Here is a 17,718-nt window from a genome sequence, read left to right as displayed (position 1 = left end):
GCGGACAGATGCCACAAGGAAATATGTTTGATGCAGACGGGAACCAGAGCACACACTGCCCCCTGATCTGGGGCTATATGTAGGCAGTCACCGAGCTCTTGAATAGAGTTCGGTCAGGCATCCACATATTCATTGAAATTTCATGACAAGTCCACTGATGACAGAAATGCAATATTGCGCTTTATGACTTCGTGGAGAAATCCGTCAGCTCCGTTAAGTTCTGTGAACTCACCGACGGGTCAGTCAGCGACAGCTTGAAGTGCCCTCACACCCACCGGTACTCGTACTCCGGTCGCCCCGGAGTCCCGTGCCGAGGCTGCTTGATCGCCTGCTTCGTCGAGACAAGGTGCTCCAAGTACCGGCGCACGGTGACCCTGGACAGATCAAGCCGCCGCCCCACCTCGGTGGCGGAGACCGGAACCGTGGAATCACGAACGAAGGCGGACACGGCCTCCAAGGTCTCGGCGATGAGCCCCTTCGGCAGAGTCGTCGACGATACCGACCGCAGGGCCGAGAGCGCATTGTCCACCGAGGCCTGAGTCGCCAACGACCCCGATCCGCTGAGTCCGCGCCGAAACTCGCGCTGGTTCTCCAACTTCTCCTTGAACGCCGCGAAGGTGAACGGCTTGATGAGGTACTGGGTGATGCCCGACGAGATCGCCGAACGGATGACCTGCAGGTGCCGCACCGCGGTGATCGCGATGATATCGACGTCCTGACCGCGCGAGTTCAGCCGCCCGGCGACCTCGAGGCCGTGCGAATCCGTGAGGTTCATGTCGAGGAGGACGATATCGACTGGCGTCCCGGCCGCGGCGAGTTCGTCGAAGCGTTCGATCGCCTCGTGCCCGCCCAGGCACGTTCCGACGACCTCGAACCCGGGCACCCGGGCCACGAAGTCCGCGTGCGCCTGCGCCGTCATCGGATCGTCTTCGACGATGAGCACCCGCAGCGCGGCATCATCGCTCACGTGAGTCTCCTTCCGCCCGATCCTGACTCGAATCCTCACCATCCGTGGTGTGGTTCTCCGAAGAATCGTAATCGCCGGCCGCGTCGATGTCCCCCAGTGGAAGCGTCACCGTGAAGATCGCACCGCCATCGGAATCGACATCGATATGTCCGCCGAGGCGGCTCACCGCCTGCCGAACCAAGACGAGCCCGAATCCGTGCCGTCCCACTCCCCCGACCTCGGGTTTCGCCGAGGCGCCGAGGTGGAAGAGCGCATCGATGTCCTCCCCCGCAACTCCGGCACCGGAATCGGCGATGGTGATGATGAGCTCCCCGTCAGCGGCGACGAAGTCCGCCCACACGTGCTTCTCATCCGAGTCCGCGACCGCGTCGAAAGCATTGTCGAGAAGATTGCCGGCAACGGTGACGAGGTCGCGAGCATCGAGTCGTTCGGGAGGGAGTTCGCCGGTGGCGGTGACGGTGAGTTCGATGCCGCGCTCATTGGCCTGCGCGGCCTTGCCGATCATGAGCGCGGTGATGAATGGCTCGTCGAGTGAGGCGACGAAGGAATCCGTCAGCCGCTGCGATTCCTGCTCGTCCTTGACCGCGAAGTCCAGCGCCTCCTGCACCCGGCCGAGTTCGATAAGAGTGGAGACCGTGTGCAAACGGTTGGCATGTTCATGAGTCTGCGCACGCAGAGCCTCGGACAGAGTCGTCATCGTTGCCAGCTCACCGGTGAGCTCCTGGATGTCCGTGCGATCGCGCAGGGTCGCGACCGTTCCGCCTTCATCGCGCCCGCCGCGCGGCTGCCGGGCCTGTTTCTGACTGATGACGAGGACTCGGTCCTCGGTGAAGTGGATTTCGTCGACGGCGACCCGACCGGTCGTCAGAAGGTCGCGGACAGATTCTGGCAGGGCCACCTCGGCGAGGGAGATCGGCGTCGATTCCTCCACCTTGGGCAGGCCGAGCAGGGACGCGGCCTCGTCGTTGTAGAGGACGAGCCGACCGGAATCGTCGGCGAGGATGAGGCCCTCGCGCAGGGAATGCAGGGCCGAATCGTAGAACGCGAACAGACGGCGCAGCTCCTCCGGACCATAGCCGAGGGTGACACGGCGCAGGTAGCGGGCGAGTAGCCAGGAGCCGAGTCCGCCGAGGGCGAGCGCGGCGAGGCCGACGAGGATGATCTGCGGCAGGGAGGCCGCCTGCGCCACCGACAGGGTCTCGAGCGTCACGCCCACGGCGACCATGGCGGTGACCTCGCCATCGGCGTCTGTGATCGGCACGATCGCGCGCACCGACGGGCCGAGCGTGCCCACGTATTCCTCGGTCTCGGTCTGCCCTGAGAGGGCTTTGGCCCTGCTGCCGAGGTAGGTCTTGCCCAGCTGTTCGGGATCGGGGTGGGTGTAGCGCGTGCCGTCGCGGTCCATGATCGTCACGAAATCCACCTCGGCGAAATCGATGACGGTCAGTGCGTAGGGCTGCAGCCGGGCGGAGGGATCGTCCCCGGTCACAGCCTCGGTGACGAAGGGATCGTGGGCCAGCGTCTCGGCGATGGACAGGACCCGCTCGCCGGTGGCGTGCCGGATGTTGTTCAGCGTCGTCACGTAGCTCGTCACCGACAGCGCGGTGCAGACGAGGACGATGAGGACGAGCTGGACGAGGAAGAGGCGCCTCGCCAGGGTTCCGCCTCGGCGAACCCGGAATCGCTCCCGGCCCCGCCGTGGTGGGGCCGGGAGGGACGTCATTACTTCTTAACGCTCTTCTTTTGCTTCTTGCTGCCGCCGGAGATGAGGAGGGCCAGACCGATTGCGGCCAGCCAAGTGTCCTTGGCCACGGCGGTGCCGTCCTCGGAGGGGCGGATGCCGTCGTCCTTGGTCATCGCATCGATGGAGAAGTAGTTCGCGACGAGGCCGGCGGCGAAGGTCGTCAGCGCGGCACCGGCGATGCGGGTTGGCACGAACGGCAGCAGCAGGGCGGAGCCGACGGCGATCTCACCGTAGGAGAGGAACTTCCCGAACTGGGCAGGGGTCATGTTCTCGACCATGGGCACACCGTTGGCGGCCATCTGCTGGAGTCCGGCGGCGGATTCTTCGTCGAGGCCGAGCTTGCCGATGCCCGAGTTGAGAATGAAAGCGCCGGGGACTGCGCGCAGAAGTGCGGTGCTGAGTTTCATATCCTGCTCCTTTGTTATCGGATCGTCACTGAGCCAAGACTATCCGTGAGTGCGCAGGCACGCCACAGCAACAGATGCTGTCAACTCCGGTGGCAGTGGTTCTCAGGCCTGTGTGCTGGTGCGGATCCGCTCGATGAGATCGTCGAGGGCATCGTCGAACTCGCGCTGAGCATGGTCTTCCATCAGCAGGCCCTGCAATCGCCGCACCGTAGGATACTCGCCGAGGTCGCCGCCAACGGAGGAGTCCTCCTCGTCTCCGATGACCTCCGGGTTCAGGGAGGCCGCCTGGAGCAGAAGCGCGCCGACGAGGAAACTCGTGAAGGCCTTGTATGCGGCCACCGCCTCGGCGTCGGCGAATCCGAAGCGCTGCAACGAGGACAGGAAGTCCTCGACCCAGCGCACACTGCGCAACGGTGGACGCAGCCAGGGGGCCTGAGGCGGCTGCGTGGCGATGAGCGGGAAGATCCGCGGATGCTCGATAGCCAGATTGCGCGTGGCATTGGCGACACGCTGCAGGTATTCCTCCCACGAATGGGAGTCCTCGGTCATGAGATCGTCATCGAAGAGACCGTCGATGAGCTCATCAACCATGGCCTCGAGAAGGTCCGCGCGCCCGGAGACGTGCCGATACAGTGCCATCGCCTCTACGTCCAAGGCCGTTCCGAGGCGACGCATCGTGAGTTCGCTGAGACCGCAGGCATCGACGAAGGCGATCGCCGACTCGACGACCTGGGTACGGTCGAGTCGCTGCTGAACCACGCGCACTCCCCTTTCCTCGTCGGAGATGTCGCAGACCGGGCGGCTTTCACCGCCAGTCTACTCGCTTGTTCCGACACGTCGAGAGATCCCCTCATAATACGATTACACTGTAAACACCTCATGGATGACTAAGTTATCACTCTCCACAGATCCCTCGCGCAAGGGCCATTCGCCAACCGTCCCGTCCTGCCGAAGCCGCATCGCTGAGCTCCGATGCGCCCGGCTCGCCTGATCTATTGCGCAGCGAAAACCCGATCTGCTAGGTTGATTACACCGTAAACATGAATAGCGCTCGACAGAGCAGTACGTCCACCCCGATCTCTGCGAAAGGACGAATCATGGATTCCGACGACAAGACCGACAAAGTCTCTGACAAGGCTGAAGAGCTCAAGGGCAAAGCGAAGACCGCTGCAGGCAAGGTCACCGACGACAAAGGCCTCGAAGTCGAAGGCAGGACGGACGCGGCCAAGGGCAAGATCAAGCAGGTCGGCGACGACACCAAGGACTCGCTGAAGGGCGTCAAGGACTCACTCAAGGACTCACCGGAGGACTGAGGGACGCGGCTGGAGGGCGGAGGCACTGTCCGCCTCCGCCCTTCGGCAATGCTTTCAGATCTCATGCCCCAGAAGTCAGCGTGCCGGTACGATCCGTCCCGGCGGCACGAGAAGAAGAGAAGATGATGGGAACTGACCGCCATGCTTTCGTCGTGGTGGCCAATCGCCTCCCCGTCGACCGCATCGACGGGGCGTGGGAAGCCTCGCCCGGCGGGCTGGTCTCAGCCGTGGCTCCCGTGGTGCGCGAGCAAGCCGGAGCCTGGGTCGGCTGGGCGAACACACATGACGACAGCCTCGAGCCCTTCGACTTCGACGGGATGAGCCTCGTCCCCGTCTCGCTCAGCCATGACGAACATCAGCAGTACTATGAGGGATTCTGCAACGCTACCCTATGGCCGCTGCACCACGACCTCATCGTCGCACCGCAGTACCACCGCTCATGGTGGCGGGCCTATCGGGAAGTCAACGCGCGATTCGCACAGGCCGCGGTCGAGGCCGCCGAGACTGGGGCGACAGTCTGGGTACACGATTACCACCTCCAGCTCGTACCGGCGATGATCCGCGCTCAACGACCGGACATCCGGATCGGATACTTCTGCCATATTCCGTTCCCTCCCGTCGAGCAGATGGCCCAGCTGCCCTGGCGTGACGAAATCCTCCGCGGCCTGCTCGGGGCCGATGTTATCGGTCTCCAGCGAGAGGCCGATGCCGCTAAGGCCCGCCAGGCTATGCAGAAGCTGCTGGGTATGGATCCCGAGGAACTTCGCGGCCGCGTCGGCTCGTACCCGATCTCGATCGACGTCGATGAGATCCGGGCCGCGGCCGAATCCCCGGCGGTACAAGAGATGGCCCGATGCTTTCGCCGTGACCTGAGCGATCCCGCCACCCTCATGATCGGGGTGGATCGCCTCGACTATTCGAAGGGAATCCTGCACCGGCTGTGGGCCTTCGAGGAGCTGATCGACGACGGAATCCTCGATGCGCAGGGAACCTGTCTCGCACAGATCGCAGTCCCCTCGCGTGAAGGCGTGCGCGCCTACCAGGACCTGCGCGATGAGGTCGAACATACGGTCGGGCGCATCAATGGGAGGTTCTCCACTCTCGGCGGCGATGTCATCCACTACTCCCACCACTCACATTCGACAGAGGAAGCCGTCGCTCTGTACCTGGCCGCCGACATCCTGCTCGTCACCTCCCTGCGGGACGGGATGAACCTCGTGGCCAAGGAATTCGCCACTGCCCGCCGAGGCAGGGGCGGTGCACTCGTCCTCTCCGAATTCGCCGGAGCCGCCGAAGAACTCGACCAGGCCATCATCGTCAATCCCCATGACAGGGCCGGCCTGAAGGCGGCCATCCATCACGCGGCCACGCTCAGTGAAGACGAGGCTCGGAGGCGCATGGATGCGATGGCCGACACCGTCGACGCCTTCGACGTCCGCCGCTGGGCGCAAGCTTTCCTCCACGACCTGCGAAACCCAGCATCTGCGGCGGCTCTGACGCCCAACGACTGGTGACACCGACCATTCTGACCGGCCCACCCCAGGAGACCACTGTGTACACGATGCTCAACAACCAGGAATCCTCGAAGTACGACCTCTACCTTCCCGGCAGGATCGTGGCCGCGCTCCATTACAAACTCGAGCCCGACGCCAATGAGGTCATGTTCATCTACTGCGAAGCTATCGAGCCCATGCAGGCAGATCAGCACCGCTGGGAGCTCATGTGGCGGGCCGTCGAAGACGCCAAGAGCCGACGCCTCAAGCTCACCATCACCTGCCCCATCGGCCTCAAGGCCCTCGAACAGCGAGAACCGCGTGCCGACGCCGATCACCGGCATGCGGAGGAGCCGCAGGCCTGACCCTCGCCGCCCTGACCCTCGCCGGCCTGTCCTCCCTGGCCATACTCCTGCCTCGGCACGTCTCACTCCTCCTGTGAACACTATGAACGCAACCGAGACACCCGTCACATCGGCTGGCACAGTTGTCGGGTACATCACCACCGCGGCCAGTCGTCGCGCGCGTTCGCACCCACCGACGGGTGAGTTCGCGGAAATCATTTGGAGGAATCATGGCAATGTCGCCACAGCAAGAAGGCGGGCCCGCGAATACGGGCAACGCCACCGCAGCGGCCACCGATCAGGGTGCCCCGCAGCGGAAGAAGGATCGCACTCACTGGCTCTACATCATGGTCATCGTGGCAGTGTTCGCCGGTGCCGCCATCGGGCTCATCGCCCCCGAGGCAGGAATCGCCCTCGAGCCGCTCGGCAAGGCGTTCGTCGCTCTCATCAAGATGATCATCGCCCCGGTCATCTTCTGCACCATCGTTCTCGGCGTCGGCTCCGTGGCGAAGGCAGCCACCGTCGGCAAGGTCGGCGGACTCGCGCTCGTCTACTTCCTGGTCATGGCGACCTTTGCCCTGGTCATCGGCCTCGTCGTCGGCAACTTCATCCACCCCGGCGACGGACTCCACCTCCAGCCGTACGAGGAGGCATCCGGCGGCGAGGAAGGCGGCATGGTCGCCTTCCTCATGAGCCTCATCCCCGGTGACATCCCGGTCCTGCCGACACTGGTGCTCGCGCTCCTCGTCGGTTTCGCCCTGCAGTCGATGGGCAAGGCTGGCGAGCCCGTGCTCACCGGAATCAAGCACATCCAGGCCGTCGTCTTCAAGCTCATGATGATGATCATGTGGGCCGCTCCCGTCGGCGCTTTCGGTGCGATCGCCGCGGTCGTCGGCAAGACCGGCTGGGCTGCAATCGGGGCGATGGCGACTCTGATGGGCGCCTTCTACCTCACCTGTGCGCTGTTCATCGTCATCGTCCTCGGCGGTCTGCTCAAGATCGTCACCGGGCTCAACATCTTCCTGCTGCTGAAGTACCTGGCCCGTGAGTTCCTGCTCATCTTCTCCACCTCGTCGTCCGAGTCGGCTCTGCCGCGCCTCATCGCGAAGATGGAGCATGCCGGAGTCTCGAAGCCGGTCGTGGGCATCACGGTGCCCACTGGCTACTCGTTCAACCTCGACGGCACCGCCATCTACCTGACCATGGCTTCGCTGTTCGTGTCCTCGGCCATGGGCATGCCGATGTCGATCCCCGAGCAGATCTCGCTGCTCGTGTTCATGATCATCGCGTCCAAGGGCGCTGCCGGAGTCACCGGTGCAGGCCTGGCCACCCTGGCCGCCGGCCTGCAGTCGCACCGCCCCGAGCTGCTCGACGGAATGGGCGTCATCGTCGGCATCGACAAATTCATGTCCGAGTGCCGTGCACTGACGAACTTCACCGGCAACGCCGTCGCCACCCTGCTCATCGGCAAGTGGACGAACGAGATCGACCTCGACGTCGCCCGCGCCACCCTGTCGGGTCAGAACCCGTTCGACGAGCTCTCGCTCGAACCGGATGCGCATGGTGCGTCGACCAATGCCCCCGAGGCGGCTCGCCCAGCTGAAGGCGAAAAGGTCGCCGTGAGCTGACCGACCGTCGCTCCCGCTCCATAACCACCACGGGTGCCGATGTCCTCATCGTGAGGATGCCGGCACCCGTGGTGTTTCGTCTGCGATCACCGAGGCGGTCGCACCAGTTGCAGCAAGACTAGTTCGTTAGCAGTATCGGCCTTCCGAGTGCGTAATCGATCCCCGAGGCGAATGCCCGAATCCGTTCACTTGCGAACTCCTCGAGGTCAGGCTGAATTTGCAGGCTGGCAACGATTGCATCCGCAGAATCTCCGTCGACCACTCCCCGAATGCGGCTGACGACGTCCGGCGAATATCGCTCAGGAACGCATCTGCCGACGCGAAAGGGCCCGATTCGCTCCGGCAGCCAATCGACCAGATCCCCAACTTCTTTGTCATTCCAAACTTCTTCTTCATGATCTCCCGAGTAAGTCGCCTGCAAGAGCAGGTCGAGGTCTACCGCGTCTTTGGTGGTGTGGTTCCGTCGATAGTCCCAGGCAATGACTTTGAGCACGATGAGCGCAGTGAGGTCAGGGCACCTCACGACAAGCTTATCTCGCAGATCGAACAGCACCGTGTGTTCGTGCGCTTCCTTCATTCCAGTCACGTCAAGTGTCACGCCTTCCTGCGGCTCTATGATGCCCCCGGATTCGACTCCGCCGAATGGGATGAGATCGAGCTGGAAGTCGTCGACATTGAAGCACAGGCCCGTGCCGCGCATCGGTTTGAGTCCCTCGACGAGCTCTGCGAAGTTGTGTTCAGTCGCTACCTCCACAGCGAAGTCAGCATCGAGCGTTCCCCGCCCTCTCTGCAGATCTGCCACTCCGTGCACGTGAAAGTCTCGTGCATAAGAGCCGAGGAGGAATGAGTCAGGGAATCGTCTGACGGCGAAGTCCATGACATTCCACTCACGATCGGTCAATGGAAACTTCGTTAAGTCGTACGTCACCGTGCACCTCCGAATGTATTGCCTCCTGGCCACCCTCTAATCACCGCTGAGCCCCTAGCACGTGTGGCCGGTAATCAAGTTCCTCAGCGACTTCCCGGACTCGAGGATCATCGCTCGCCCTACAATCGGCATAGATGAGCAGTGGCGGAACTGTCGCAGATTCTCCGATAGCTCCCTCGAGCGCTGCCGGGTCCCAGAATCGCTCCCGGAGCATGACCCGACTCCCTGTTCCTGCCGCACTCAGTCGTGCTCGTCTGCGCATATCCTGCCACGCTGGCTCGCCGTAGACGATAGTTGCTTCAGGCACGATTCGATTTGTGAGCGCAGCAAGTGCCGCCTCTCCGCTGACCCGGCCAATCATCTCAGCCGAGTCACCTCCGGGGTTTGTCCACCATGTCGGTTCGGGACCGAACACAGTTTCCTCCTCGAGCCTGGGCAGCAGACGGGACCAATACCCAGAAAGCCAGATTTGGGTGAGCTCCTCCGACTCCCTCAGCCGCGCGTTTCTCCCACGTGTGATCAGTCTGTCTTTTGCCATAGAAGCAAGGGCGGCCTGTGCGCTGCCGGTCGACACCCGAGCCGCTTGTGCAATTACCCGGACCGGCTGATACAGAAGACTCGAGTCAATGAGAATGACGAACGCGACCCGCAGTTCTGCAGCCGAAAGCTCGCCGATCCCAGCGCGACGTTGGTGCGGCTTCTTCATCACTGGCCTGCGGCCCTCGATTTCGATGTAGAACCCGGGTAGGTCGATCCAGGCATTCCCGCTAGCATCGATAAATGGGATCCCTTCAGCACGTAGGCGCCTCGCCGTCGCAGTGCCCACGTAGGGAAGACCCAACACCACAGGCCCGCGTGCTCGGCTCCTAATGTGCCGGTATTTGCGAATCAGCCCCTCCTGCGGGCCCCACCCGATTTCCAGCACAACGCGGCGTGGCCCGTCGAGCGTCGGGACAGCGAGTTCCACATCAGCTTCGAAAGTGTCGTGCACGACATTGGAAGTCGCCACGATTTCCGGGTTCAGCGCCGAGAGTTGCTCGACGATGCGCTTGGTCAGTTCATTGACACCTGAAGCTTCGCCGCGGACGAGATCGTCGCCATGTTCAATGTTCAAATTACTCACATGTTCAGAATACTTGAACATTGCGAACTTTTGAACATTTGTCCTGTGCCTCCAGACTCAGAGGTGAGACTGCTGAAGGCTAGGTTGACGCCATAATGAAGTCTCATTGGGCTCTGGCGAACAATGAGGAAGCTGCACTCCGTCGCGGCACATTCCACCCAGCTGCAATCCCAAAAAGCCTTTGCCGTTATCCCCTGGTCAGCACAAAGACCGTCACCGAGCTTCCAGCCAGGTCAATCCGCAGCTTCCCGTCATCGCCCATGCCGCCGCCCTGCACAGCTTGACCGCCGGACGCATTCGGCGAACTCGATACCGACGGTGACGCCGAAGCCCCACCCGACTCCGTCGGCTCAGACGCCGCCCCACTGAACGGCACCTCATCAGGCAGCGGATTCGCCGGCACCACCTGAGTCGCACTCTTCACATCATTTGACTCCCCAAAAACCTGAGATGCCGATGAAACACTGAACCCCGAAGGCATCGAGACCGTCACCGGATTCCCACCCACCGAAGCCGCATCGTTCGCATTGATCACCGTCGTGACCAACGTGCGGCCGTCGTTCTTCACCACCGTGTAGGCACTCATATTCCCGCCGCCGGAAACTGATGTCCACGTGAAATGACCACCAACACTCGGCACCAACAGCCGCAGCCCCAACAAATTCGGCCTCACCTGAAACTCCTTCGACCGGTCCCCGTGATCGGCCGGATCGCAGATGAGCGACATCGGCGCTCCCCCATTGCACGCCCCGAGCATCGAATGCATGGCCATCCGCTCCACACCGAGCGTCGCCGCATACATCGTGTAGTCAGCAGCCCACAACGCCGACGCGTTCGTCAGTGACGTGTCGTTCGTCCCCGGACAGCTCGTCGGCCCGGTCTCCTCGAGCCACAGCGGCAAATCCGCAGCGTCAGCCTTCGATTTCCCGATGCCGAGGTTCTTCTTCGCCGCCTTCTTCGCCAAGGGATCAATGAGGTTCGCCGCCTGCGGCCCCCGCCCCGGAACCTGAGACGAATCGCATTCGTAGAGCTGATACCAGTGCTGCGAAATCGCCTTCTTATGTTCGACACCGGAGCCGGCGAAAGCCTCCATCCATGCCCCGTCGTAGACATCGGGACCGATGATCGGCGCATCCGGCCGTTTCGCATGGATGGCTTTGGCATACACCTCAAGCTGCTCCACGTATTTGTCCTTGTTCCACCCCTTGCCGCGCACGGCACCACTGGGCACATCCTTGACGGTGTACCCGTTCGGTTCGTTGCCGATCGCCAGACCGACAAGAGAACCGCCGAGGATGTCGACCGCATGCGCGGCCATGTCCGCTCCGCGTTTCGGATCGTAGGTCCCCAGAGGAACGCCGATGGTGACCGACGAACCGGTGGCGTCGACGAGCTTCTTCAGCCGCTTCAAGTCATCAGGAGCGACGGTGACCTTCTCGCCGTGCTTCGGCTTCTCGCCCTTGGACGTCCAGAACGTCCTCCGGTCGAGGGCATTGCCACCGAACCGCAGCGCAGGCGATCCGAGGGACTTCAACTGCTCGTCGAGGTTGGACTGCGCCGGATCGAGCCGAGGGTCGGCGAGGTCGGTGGCTTCGAACGAGACCCCGACATTGTCTGCTGTGAGGCCCGGGCCCGTTTTGTCGGTGGACGCAGTCACCACCGCGTCCTCTCCGGAGACCTCGCCGGCAAACGACTGCTCGAATTCAGTCGGGGTAGGACTCGGCTCCGGGGACTGGCTCGAGGACGACGAATCGTCCGCATCGAACCAAGAACACCCCGACAGAACGAGGGCGAGCGCCACCACGCCGCCCTGGATACTCCTTCTGAGGTTCACTCCGATAACTCTGCCCTGTCGCCTCAGAATCAACAACTTCCACAGTCCAAATCCCCACTCGCCGAGGCGGCCGCCCCACCGCCATGACATCGTAGAGTCAGATCCGACGCCGCCGAAGGAGAGAAACCGCCATGCCCGACAGCATCGCCAGGCCCTCCCTCACCCCCGTTCGCGGGGCGCTGGGTCTGTCGGTGGCGTTGGGCATGGGTCGGTTCTTCTACACCCCGGCCCTGCCGCTCATGGTCGCAGCCCTCCACTGGAGTTCGGCTCCCGGCGCATGGATCGCGACGTTGAACTACGTCGGCTACTTCCTCGGCACCCTCGTCATCGCCCAAGGCTGGGTCGAACCCAACCGCTTCGTCTACCGCCTCAGCCTCATCGTCTCCACCGCGGGCCTGGCCGCGGTCGCTCTGACCCCGAACCTCATCTGGCAGGGCGGCATCCGCACGATCGCCGGCATCGCCGCGGGGCTGATCTTCGTGTGCGTGACCCAACGCATTCCCGCGAACTGCCGCCGGCCCCGCGACGGCGGCATCTCCTACAGCGGGGTCGGCTTCGGCATCCTCGTGTCCGGAGCCATCGTGCTCGCCGCAGGCAGCGTCGCCGATTGGCGGCAGCTGTGGCTCATCTGCGCGGCCGTGTCCGCGGTCTTCTCGATCATCGCCTGGACCTGGCCGATCCCCGCCCGGATCCCACAACGCCCCGCCCCCGCTGAGGCGGCCGACCCGGCCGAGATCACCACCGACCGCTCCCCCGCAGACATCACCAGACCCAACACCGACGATCCCGCCGAGGCGGCCACGCCTTTCGACGCCAACCGTCGGCGAGCCATGGCCGTCCTTTCGGCCGGCTACTTCTTCCAAGGCGGCGGCTACATCATCATCGGCACCTATCTCGTCGTCCTGGCCGGTCCCGTCTTCGGCGCCACCGCGGCCGCCTCGACGTGGCTCATCGCCGGGATCGCCACGGCAGCCTCTCCCCTGACGTGGTCAGCCGTCGCTGCCCGCATCGGCACGGTCAAGGCACTGACGCTCTGCTACTGCCTCCAGGTCTTCGGCGCTCTGCTCGCGGTCTTCGGTTCCTCACCGGTCGTGCTCATCATCGCCGCGGCCCTCTTCGGCTTCACCTTCATCGGGGTGGTGATGATGACGATCGGCGTCGGCACGCAGATGGGGGTCGCGAACGCCTCGGCGAAGCTGACGTCCTGGTACAGCATCGGTCAGATCGTCGGCCCGGCTATCGTCGCGGCGGCACTGAGCGAGCATATCGCCGGCGCCTTCGTCGCCTCGGCGATCGCTCTGGCCATCGCCATGGTCCTGACCCTGGTCGGCGTCCTCGCCGGCAACGTCGGGCGGTGACGCGTGCCGGCCATCTCTGTATCTCGGCGGTCAGCTGCCAACGGCCCTCCGCCGCGGTTGCCGGTGCGAGCGGTCAGAAAGCTATGCGCAAGTCGGGTTCGGCGGTGAGAACCTCTCCGTTGAAGTGCTCACCTGCATCTTCAGCGGACGCTGAACGGTCGTTGCCTGGCCAGAAATGGGTGAGAAGCAGCCGCTTGGCACCGGCTCTCTGAGCCCACTCACCGGCTTCGGAAGCAGTCAATAGGTTGCGGCGGGTGTTTTCGTGCTCGCCGGGTCGGTCGGTGGCATCAACGATGTAGACATCGGCTGCGCGACCGAGATCAGCGAGTCCCGGATGCGGTCCGGTATCTCCCGTGAAGGCGACCGCTGCCGTCGCGGTCTCGAGGCGAACTCCGTAATTGGGCACGAAATGCGGCAAAGACATGGAGCTGAGCCTCAAAGGCCCGACTTCGAAGTGCCCAGGCAGCAGATAGATGTCGAATGCCGAGGTCATGTCGAGGCCTGGTTCCACAGCGCCGAGGCGGTCGATGACTCCGGCGGGGCAGTACAGCGGCAGCTTCTTCGTCGGTGTCTCGGCATACTGACGGAAACGGAACAGCGCGTGAAGATCGATGCAGTGGTCAGGGTGTTCGTGGGTGATGACAATCGCATCAATCTCAGCATCCGGCACATGGCTCAGCAGGCGTGGGAACGTGCCATATCCGAGATCGAGCACAAGTCGGAACCCATCCCAGTCAAGGAAATAGCTGCTGCAGGCCTCCCCTGGGACGGGGTGGGCGGCCGAGGCTCCGAGGACCGTGAGTGTACGCATCACATCAGCCTGTCACGCCTGCCTCGTACCGTCCACATTCTTCGTCATACGGGGTCGGGACCGATCGCCCCTCTCACTCCGCTGTGACCCCGAAGACGGCCCCTCTGTGAAGGAGGAGGTATCGCTCGCGGTGTTTACGCTGTGATCTTCTCGGCGAGTGCTGGTTGAGGTCGGCAGACTCGGAGGATGCAAAGGCACATGGAATCGCACCCTTCCGCCGGCCAAGTGAAAGGCAGCTCTCCGACGTCGCTGCGCTCAGCCTCGGCGTTGATCAGATTCCGCACCGGCTTTCGATCCGGTGGTGCCACGCTCACAGCGAAACCGATAAGGAAGAGAAATTATGGCTATTGTCCTATGGATCCTCGCAGCGCTGCTCGTCGTCTCGGGCGTCTTCGCGATCTTGCGTAAGCAGATTCTTTGGGGCGTCGTCCTCATCGTCGTCGGCTGCCTCGTGGGGCCAGGAGGGGTGAGCATCTTCGCCTGATCTGCTCGCACCGTCACGTGAGGCGTCTCTCTCCGGAGGGGCGCCTCACGTGCAGCTGGAGAACGAGTCAGGACCAGAGCGCTACCGCCCCGTAAGCGCCCCGATCTTCGGGACCCGAAGGCACCACCGCTTCAGCTCAGCTGCCGCAGATAGCTGCTGAATCCGCCGCGCGTGCGACCGGACAGACGAGCAGACGTGAGCACTCTGCAGTCGTCGGTTCTGCGGATAACTCCGCCCTGCCGCAGCACCGCGTCGACGATTGCCTCGTCCTCACCGCACATAAGCGGCGGTACGCCGCCCATGGCTTCGAGCACGCCGGCGCGCAGACCCATGTTCGCTCCGAATATGTACGGGTGGTTCTCGAGCAGTTCGTGGTTGGCATGCCAAGCTGCGATCAGTTCGGTCGATGCTGTCTCCGGGCGTGGGGCCACAGTGCCCACCAGGCAATCGACACCTGTCGCGGCGAGTTCGAGATGTGTGGTGATCCAATGTTCGGGCACTCTGCTGTCGGCGTCTGTGAATGCGATCCACGCCGAGTCGGAGTCTTGCTCTGTCGTCGATTTCTCTGTTCGCATGAAGTGCCTCCATCCGAAGTCGCGTGCTCGACCGACGGACTGAAAAGAGGTCGCGAGGACGAAGACGTCGCGATGTCGGGCGGCAAAATCCTCGACGATGCCCTCCGTGGCATCGGTGCAGGCATCTGCCACGACGAGGACTCGAAACCGACAGTCGATGCCTCTCTCGACAGCGCATGAGCGCGATCGCTGCACCGACTCGAGGCACCCGAGGATGTCTTCCTCCTCATTATGAGCCGGGATGATCACACCCAAACGCGTGATCATGCGTGCCTCTCGACCTCGGATGGGCGGAAATCCTTGTCGATCGTGATGATGTCCAGACGATAATCCCCTTCATACCGGTGTTCGATCCGATGACGAGGCCAGGCGCCCAAGCAGATGCGATGCACTTCATCAGCATCCAGTGGCCAATCGTCGATCTCTCCCCTCCAGTGGCAGAGCACGAGGACGAAACGAACCGTTGTCGAGCCATCGATCTTCTCCAAGGTGTCGAAAAGCTGGGAACGACTGAGGTAGAAGCCGGTCTCCGACAGCACGACGCAGTCGAAAGTGCCCTGGGGCCACTCGAAGGGAATGGTGGCATGGACGAAGTTGATTGCCGATGAAGGCGCAGCCCCTCGGCGTCTGGCGATTCGCAGAGCCTGCGAACTCGCATCGACTGCCGTCACCTGCGCCCCGACAACAGCGAGCTCATGGGTCAGAGCGCCGACCGAGCAGCCGATCTCGAGGACATGAGCGTACGGAACCGCAGGCAGATGGGTGAGGAGATTCCGGCGTTTGGCGATCTCATATTCGGAACTCCACACCTGCCAGGGGTCACACCGTTGAACGTGGACTCCGTCGAAGACCGCAGAGGCCGCACTGGCGTCGTGGAGCGTCTGTGAACTGTCGCCGCCGCAGGAAACCGGAGTCGCAGCGGCGCGGAAGTCCGAGACCGCGAAGGTGTCTCCGCCACGACGGAAATGGTCGAGATGAGCGGGGCTGACGATTGCTTCGTCTCCGGGCTGATCGGATAGCGCTGAGACCTGCGAGGGATAGCAATCGAACACCGCCTGCCTGTCGAAGTTCGCTGGATCGGGCAGAAACGACCAGCTGCGCCACTCCTCGTCGACGAGGTCTGCCCAATGCCAGTACCAGATCGGGTACTCGAGCACCGTCGTGTGGCGGTCACGTCCCAGCTGCAGGGCTGCTGCTCCGATCGCCTCATGATCGCCATGTCCGTCCCGGCTGTAGGGTGAGACGAGCACGAGGTGCCCCTGGTGCTGGTCCACTTCGACCGCGATCTCGTCGACGATCCTCTGGCTGAATGCGTTCAGCTGACCGTCAGGCAACCCCACGAAACGGCGGGACAGACGCTCGTGATCAAACAGATCCAGTGCCGCATCGAACTCGCGCAGACGCATCTCTCTGAGTTCCTTCGTCGAGTGGGTGGGAGACGCCGGATGGGATCTTTCCCCTGCGGTGAAGAGCAGGACGACGACTCGATGAGCGGACCGGCGCAGGCGGGCCAGCAGGCCGGCGGCTCCACGGGCCTCATCGTCCGGATGTGCGGCAAGGATGATGAACGTGGTCTCGGCAGGCATGGCCTCGACCCCGAGCGCGGGAAGCTCCTGCACACCGGCTTCCCTCCAACAGGCTTCGGGCGTGCCGGTGTCACGATGGTCAAAACTCATTGTGGTCGACCTTCGTGCGAAGTTCCGTGCCGAGAGCGGCTTCATCGCGTGGACCGTGGTGCTGACTGATGTAGACGGTGAGGTCAGCGTCGGCTTTGGCGAAGCCGACATCGCCTGTCAGCGCCGCCGGTCCCGCGATTTCGCGACTCAGGTGCTGGATCCGGCGAACTCCTGAGTAGACGATATTGCGCACCGTCAGGGCCACGGTCCAGGCACGTGCACGGGAGTACTCGTCACTCCCGTCGGCTGCGGCCGCTGCCTGCGCGAGGACGCTGCGAATCGAGAAGATCTCAGCCTCGAGCTGACCGATCAGCATCTCACCGACTGTGGATGAGTTGGAGCGCTTGCTGTGCCGTCGCACGGCATTTCTTGCCAGTCCCACGGCTGCGCCGAACCAACATGCTGCCACTCGGATGCCTCCCCACGCGAATGCAGGTCGATCCAGGTACCAGTTCGGCGGACCGAGGACGGTGACGGGCATTTTCGTGAATGCGACACTTCCGCTCGGGATCTCCTGCAGCCCCACGCTCGGCCAGGCAGTCGGCTGGGCCTGCGCTCGGGGGTCCCTGAGGTCCACGGCACAGGCGTACGATCCCCCGTCGCTGCCGGCGATGACGATGGCGTGCGAGAGTTCGGCGGCCAAGGAACACCAGGCTTTTTCTCCATCGATCACGGTCTGTTCGCCCTCTGCGCCCACGGTGAGGACGTGGGCTGGAGACTCGGCGGCGTAGACGCCCCAGGTCGAGCCATCGGGTGCGTCGTGTCCGGCTTCGGCAAGGATGCCCCGCGCATCCACATGGGGTTCGAGCATCCGAGCGACAGCGACATCGATGGCCGCCACCTCGAGCAGCGACTCCCACTGCCGCATGTGAGACGTCGTTCCGGTGAGTCCGAGAAATCGACTCAGGGCGCGAACCTTGTCAGCGGTCTGCGCATTGCTGGTGACCAGCTTTCGCAGATCATCCTGGCTGGCGGGTTCGTCGCGCCAGGAGCCCAGAGGCGCTGAAATCATCCCAGTGACGTCTAACCGATG

General features: G+C 63.3%; 17 protein-coding genes. 6 read left to right on the top strand and 11 right to left on the bottom strand.

The annotated features are described in order from the left end of the window. Positions 1 to 265 precede the first annotated feature (265 nt). The 4 genes from ACOZ9V_RS03230 to ACOZ9V_RS03215 all read right to left on the bottom strand — a co-directional run bounded on the left by ACOZ9V_RS03230 (position 266) and on the right by ACOZ9V_RS03215 (position 3,877). Complete coding sequence (locus ACOZ9V_RS03230; RefSeq protein ID WP_181271940.1) at positions 266 to 1,009, bottom strand: response regulator; 744 nt, start codon at positions 1,007 to 1,009, stop codon at positions 266 to 268. Beyond that, positions 957 to 2,690, bottom strand: coding sequence for a sensor histidine kinase (locus ACOZ9V_RS03225; RefSeq protein WP_434593569.1), 1,734 nt, complete (start codon positions 2,688 to 2,690; stop codon positions 957 to 959). The genes ACOZ9V_RS03230 and ACOZ9V_RS03225 overlap by 53 nt, the downstream gene beginning before the upstream one ends. Then, the gene (locus tag ACOZ9V_RS03220) at positions 2,690 to 3,118 is read right to left on the bottom strand and encodes a hypothetical protein (RefSeq protein ID WP_181271938.1); all 429 of its coding nucleotides are present in this window, start codon (positions 3,116 to 3,118) and stop codon (positions 2,690 to 2,692) included. The genes ACOZ9V_RS03225 and ACOZ9V_RS03220 overlap by 1 nt, the downstream gene beginning before the upstream one ends. Positions 3,119 to 3,220: 102 nt before the next feature. Beyond that, positions 3,221 to 3,877: a TetR/AcrR family transcriptional regulator gene (locus tag ACOZ9V_RS03215; RefSeq protein WP_181271937.1), complete on the bottom strand. Its 657-nt coding sequence runs from the start codon at positions 3,875 to 3,877 to the stop codon at positions 3,221 to 3,223. A gap of 338 nt (positions 3,878 to 4,215) precedes the next feature. On the opposite strand from ACOZ9V_RS03215, the gene ACOZ9V_RS03210 reads away from it, so the two are divergent. The 4 genes from ACOZ9V_RS03210 (at position 4,216) to ACOZ9V_RS03195 (ending at position 7,896) form a co-directional block, all read left to right on the top strand. Next, on the top strand, positions 4,216 to 4,431 hold the full coding sequence (locus tag ACOZ9V_RS03210; protein WP_181271936.1) for a CsbD family protein: 216 nt from the start codon (positions 4,216 to 4,218) through the stop codon (positions 4,429 to 4,431). Between the two features lie 125 nt (positions 4,432 to 4,556). After that, positions 4,557 to 5,945 (top strand): alpha,alpha-trehalose-phosphate synthase (UDP-forming), encoded by a 1,389-nt coding sequence (locus ACOZ9V_RS03205; protein ID WP_434593564.1) that lies wholly within the window; start codon positions 4,557 to 4,559, stop codon positions 5,943 to 5,945. After that, positions 5,942 to 6,289: a hypothetical protein gene (locus ACOZ9V_RS03200; RefSeq protein ID WP_434593561.1), complete on the top strand. Its 348-nt coding sequence runs from the start codon at positions 5,942 to 5,944 to the stop codon at positions 6,287 to 6,289. Before ACOZ9V_RS03205 ends, ACOZ9V_RS03200 begins: the two co-directional genes overlap by 4 nt. 326 nt (positions 6,290 to 6,615) lie before the next feature. Further along, a complete protein-coding gene (locus ACOZ9V_RS03195) occupies positions 6,616 to 7,896 on the top strand; it encodes a cation:dicarboxylate symporter family transporter (RefSeq protein ID WP_434595337.1) in 1,281 nt (426 codons plus the stop codon). 118 nt (positions 7,897 to 8,014) lie between these two features. On the opposite strand, the gene ACOZ9V_RS03190 is transcribed toward ACOZ9V_RS03195, so the two are convergent. The 3 genes from ACOZ9V_RS03190 to ACOZ9V_RS03180 all read right to left on the bottom strand — a co-directional run bounded on the left by ACOZ9V_RS03190 (position 8,015) and on the right by ACOZ9V_RS03180 (position 11,604). Then, positions 8,015 to 8,773 carry a hypothetical protein gene (locus ACOZ9V_RS03190; protein ID WP_434593558.1) on the bottom strand — a complete coding sequence of 253 codons (759 nt, stop codon included), beginning with the start codon at positions 8,771 to 8,773 and terminating at the stop codon, positions 8,015 to 8,017. A 91-nt stretch (positions 8,774 to 8,864) separates the two neighbouring features. Next, positions 8,865 to 9,947, bottom strand: a complete 1,083-nt coding sequence (locus ACOZ9V_RS03185) for a type IV toxin-antitoxin system AbiEi family antitoxin (RefSeq protein ID WP_434593555.1) — start codon at positions 9,945 to 9,947, stop codon at positions 8,865 to 8,867. A 187-nt stretch (positions 9,948 to 10,134) separates the two neighbouring features. Beyond that, positions 10,135 to 11,604, bottom strand: coding sequence for a hypothetical protein (locus ACOZ9V_RS03180; protein WP_434593552.1), 1,470 nt, complete (start codon positions 11,602 to 11,604; stop codon positions 10,135 to 10,137). Positions 11,605 to 11,912: 308 nt separating this feature from the next. Between ACOZ9V_RS03180 and ACOZ9V_RS03175 the strand changes: the two genes are divergently transcribed. Then, a complete protein-coding gene (locus ACOZ9V_RS03175; protein ID WP_434593550.1) occupies positions 11,913 to 13,139 on the top strand; it encodes a YbfB/YjiJ family MFS transporter in 1,227 nt (408 codons plus the stop codon). Between the two features lie 73 nt (positions 13,140 to 13,212). Here ACOZ9V_RS03175 and ACOZ9V_RS03170 read toward each other — a convergent pair whose 3' ends face one another. Continuing rightward, positions 13,213 to 13,950, bottom strand: coding sequence for an MBL fold metallo-hydrolase (locus ACOZ9V_RS03170; protein WP_434593547.1), 738 nt, complete (start codon positions 13,948 to 13,950; stop codon positions 13,213 to 13,215). Positions 13,951 to 14,290: 340 nt separating this feature from the next. Between ACOZ9V_RS03170 and ACOZ9V_RS03165 the strand changes: the two genes are divergently transcribed. Beyond that, on the top strand, positions 14,291 to 14,434 hold the full coding sequence (locus ACOZ9V_RS03165) for a GPGG-motif small membrane protein (protein WP_162835624.1): 144 nt from the start codon (positions 14,291 to 14,293) through the stop codon (positions 14,432 to 14,434). Positions 14,435 to 14,565: 131 nt separating this feature from the next. Here the strand turns inward: ACOZ9V_RS03165 and ACOZ9V_RS03160 are convergent, their stop codons facing one another. From ACOZ9V_RS03160 to ACOZ9V_RS03150, 3 genes are read right to left on the bottom strand one after another with little or no spacing between them, the layout of a single operon-like run. Continuing rightward, entirely contained in the window at positions 14,566 to 15,276 is a 711-nt protein-coding gene (locus tag ACOZ9V_RS03160; protein ID WP_434593544.1) for a glycosyltransferase, read from the bottom strand. Beyond that, positions 15,273 to 16,685, bottom strand: a complete 1,413-nt coding sequence (locus ACOZ9V_RS03155; RefSeq protein ID WP_434593541.1) for a PIG-L family deacetylase — start codon at positions 16,683 to 16,685, stop codon at positions 15,273 to 15,275. Before ACOZ9V_RS03155 ends, ACOZ9V_RS03160 begins: the two co-directional genes overlap by 4 nt. Continuing rightward, positions 16,675 to 17,697: a hypothetical protein gene (locus ACOZ9V_RS03150; RefSeq protein WP_434593537.1), complete on the bottom strand. Its 1,023-nt coding sequence runs from the start codon at positions 17,695 to 17,697 to the stop codon at positions 16,675 to 16,677. The genes ACOZ9V_RS03155 and ACOZ9V_RS03150 overlap by 11 nt, the downstream gene beginning before the upstream one ends. Between the last annotated feature and the right edge of the window lie 21 nt (positions 17,698 to 17,718).

Origin of the sequence: Brevibacterium sp. 1718, assembly GCF_051131255.1 — a bacterium.
Taxonomy (GTDB): domain Bacteria; phylum Actinomycetota; class Actinomycetes; order Actinomycetales; family Brevibacteriaceae; genus Brevibacterium; species Brevibacterium sediminis.
Note: the sequence above shows the minus strand (reverse complement) of the source record. Positions and strands in the feature narration are given on the sequence as shown.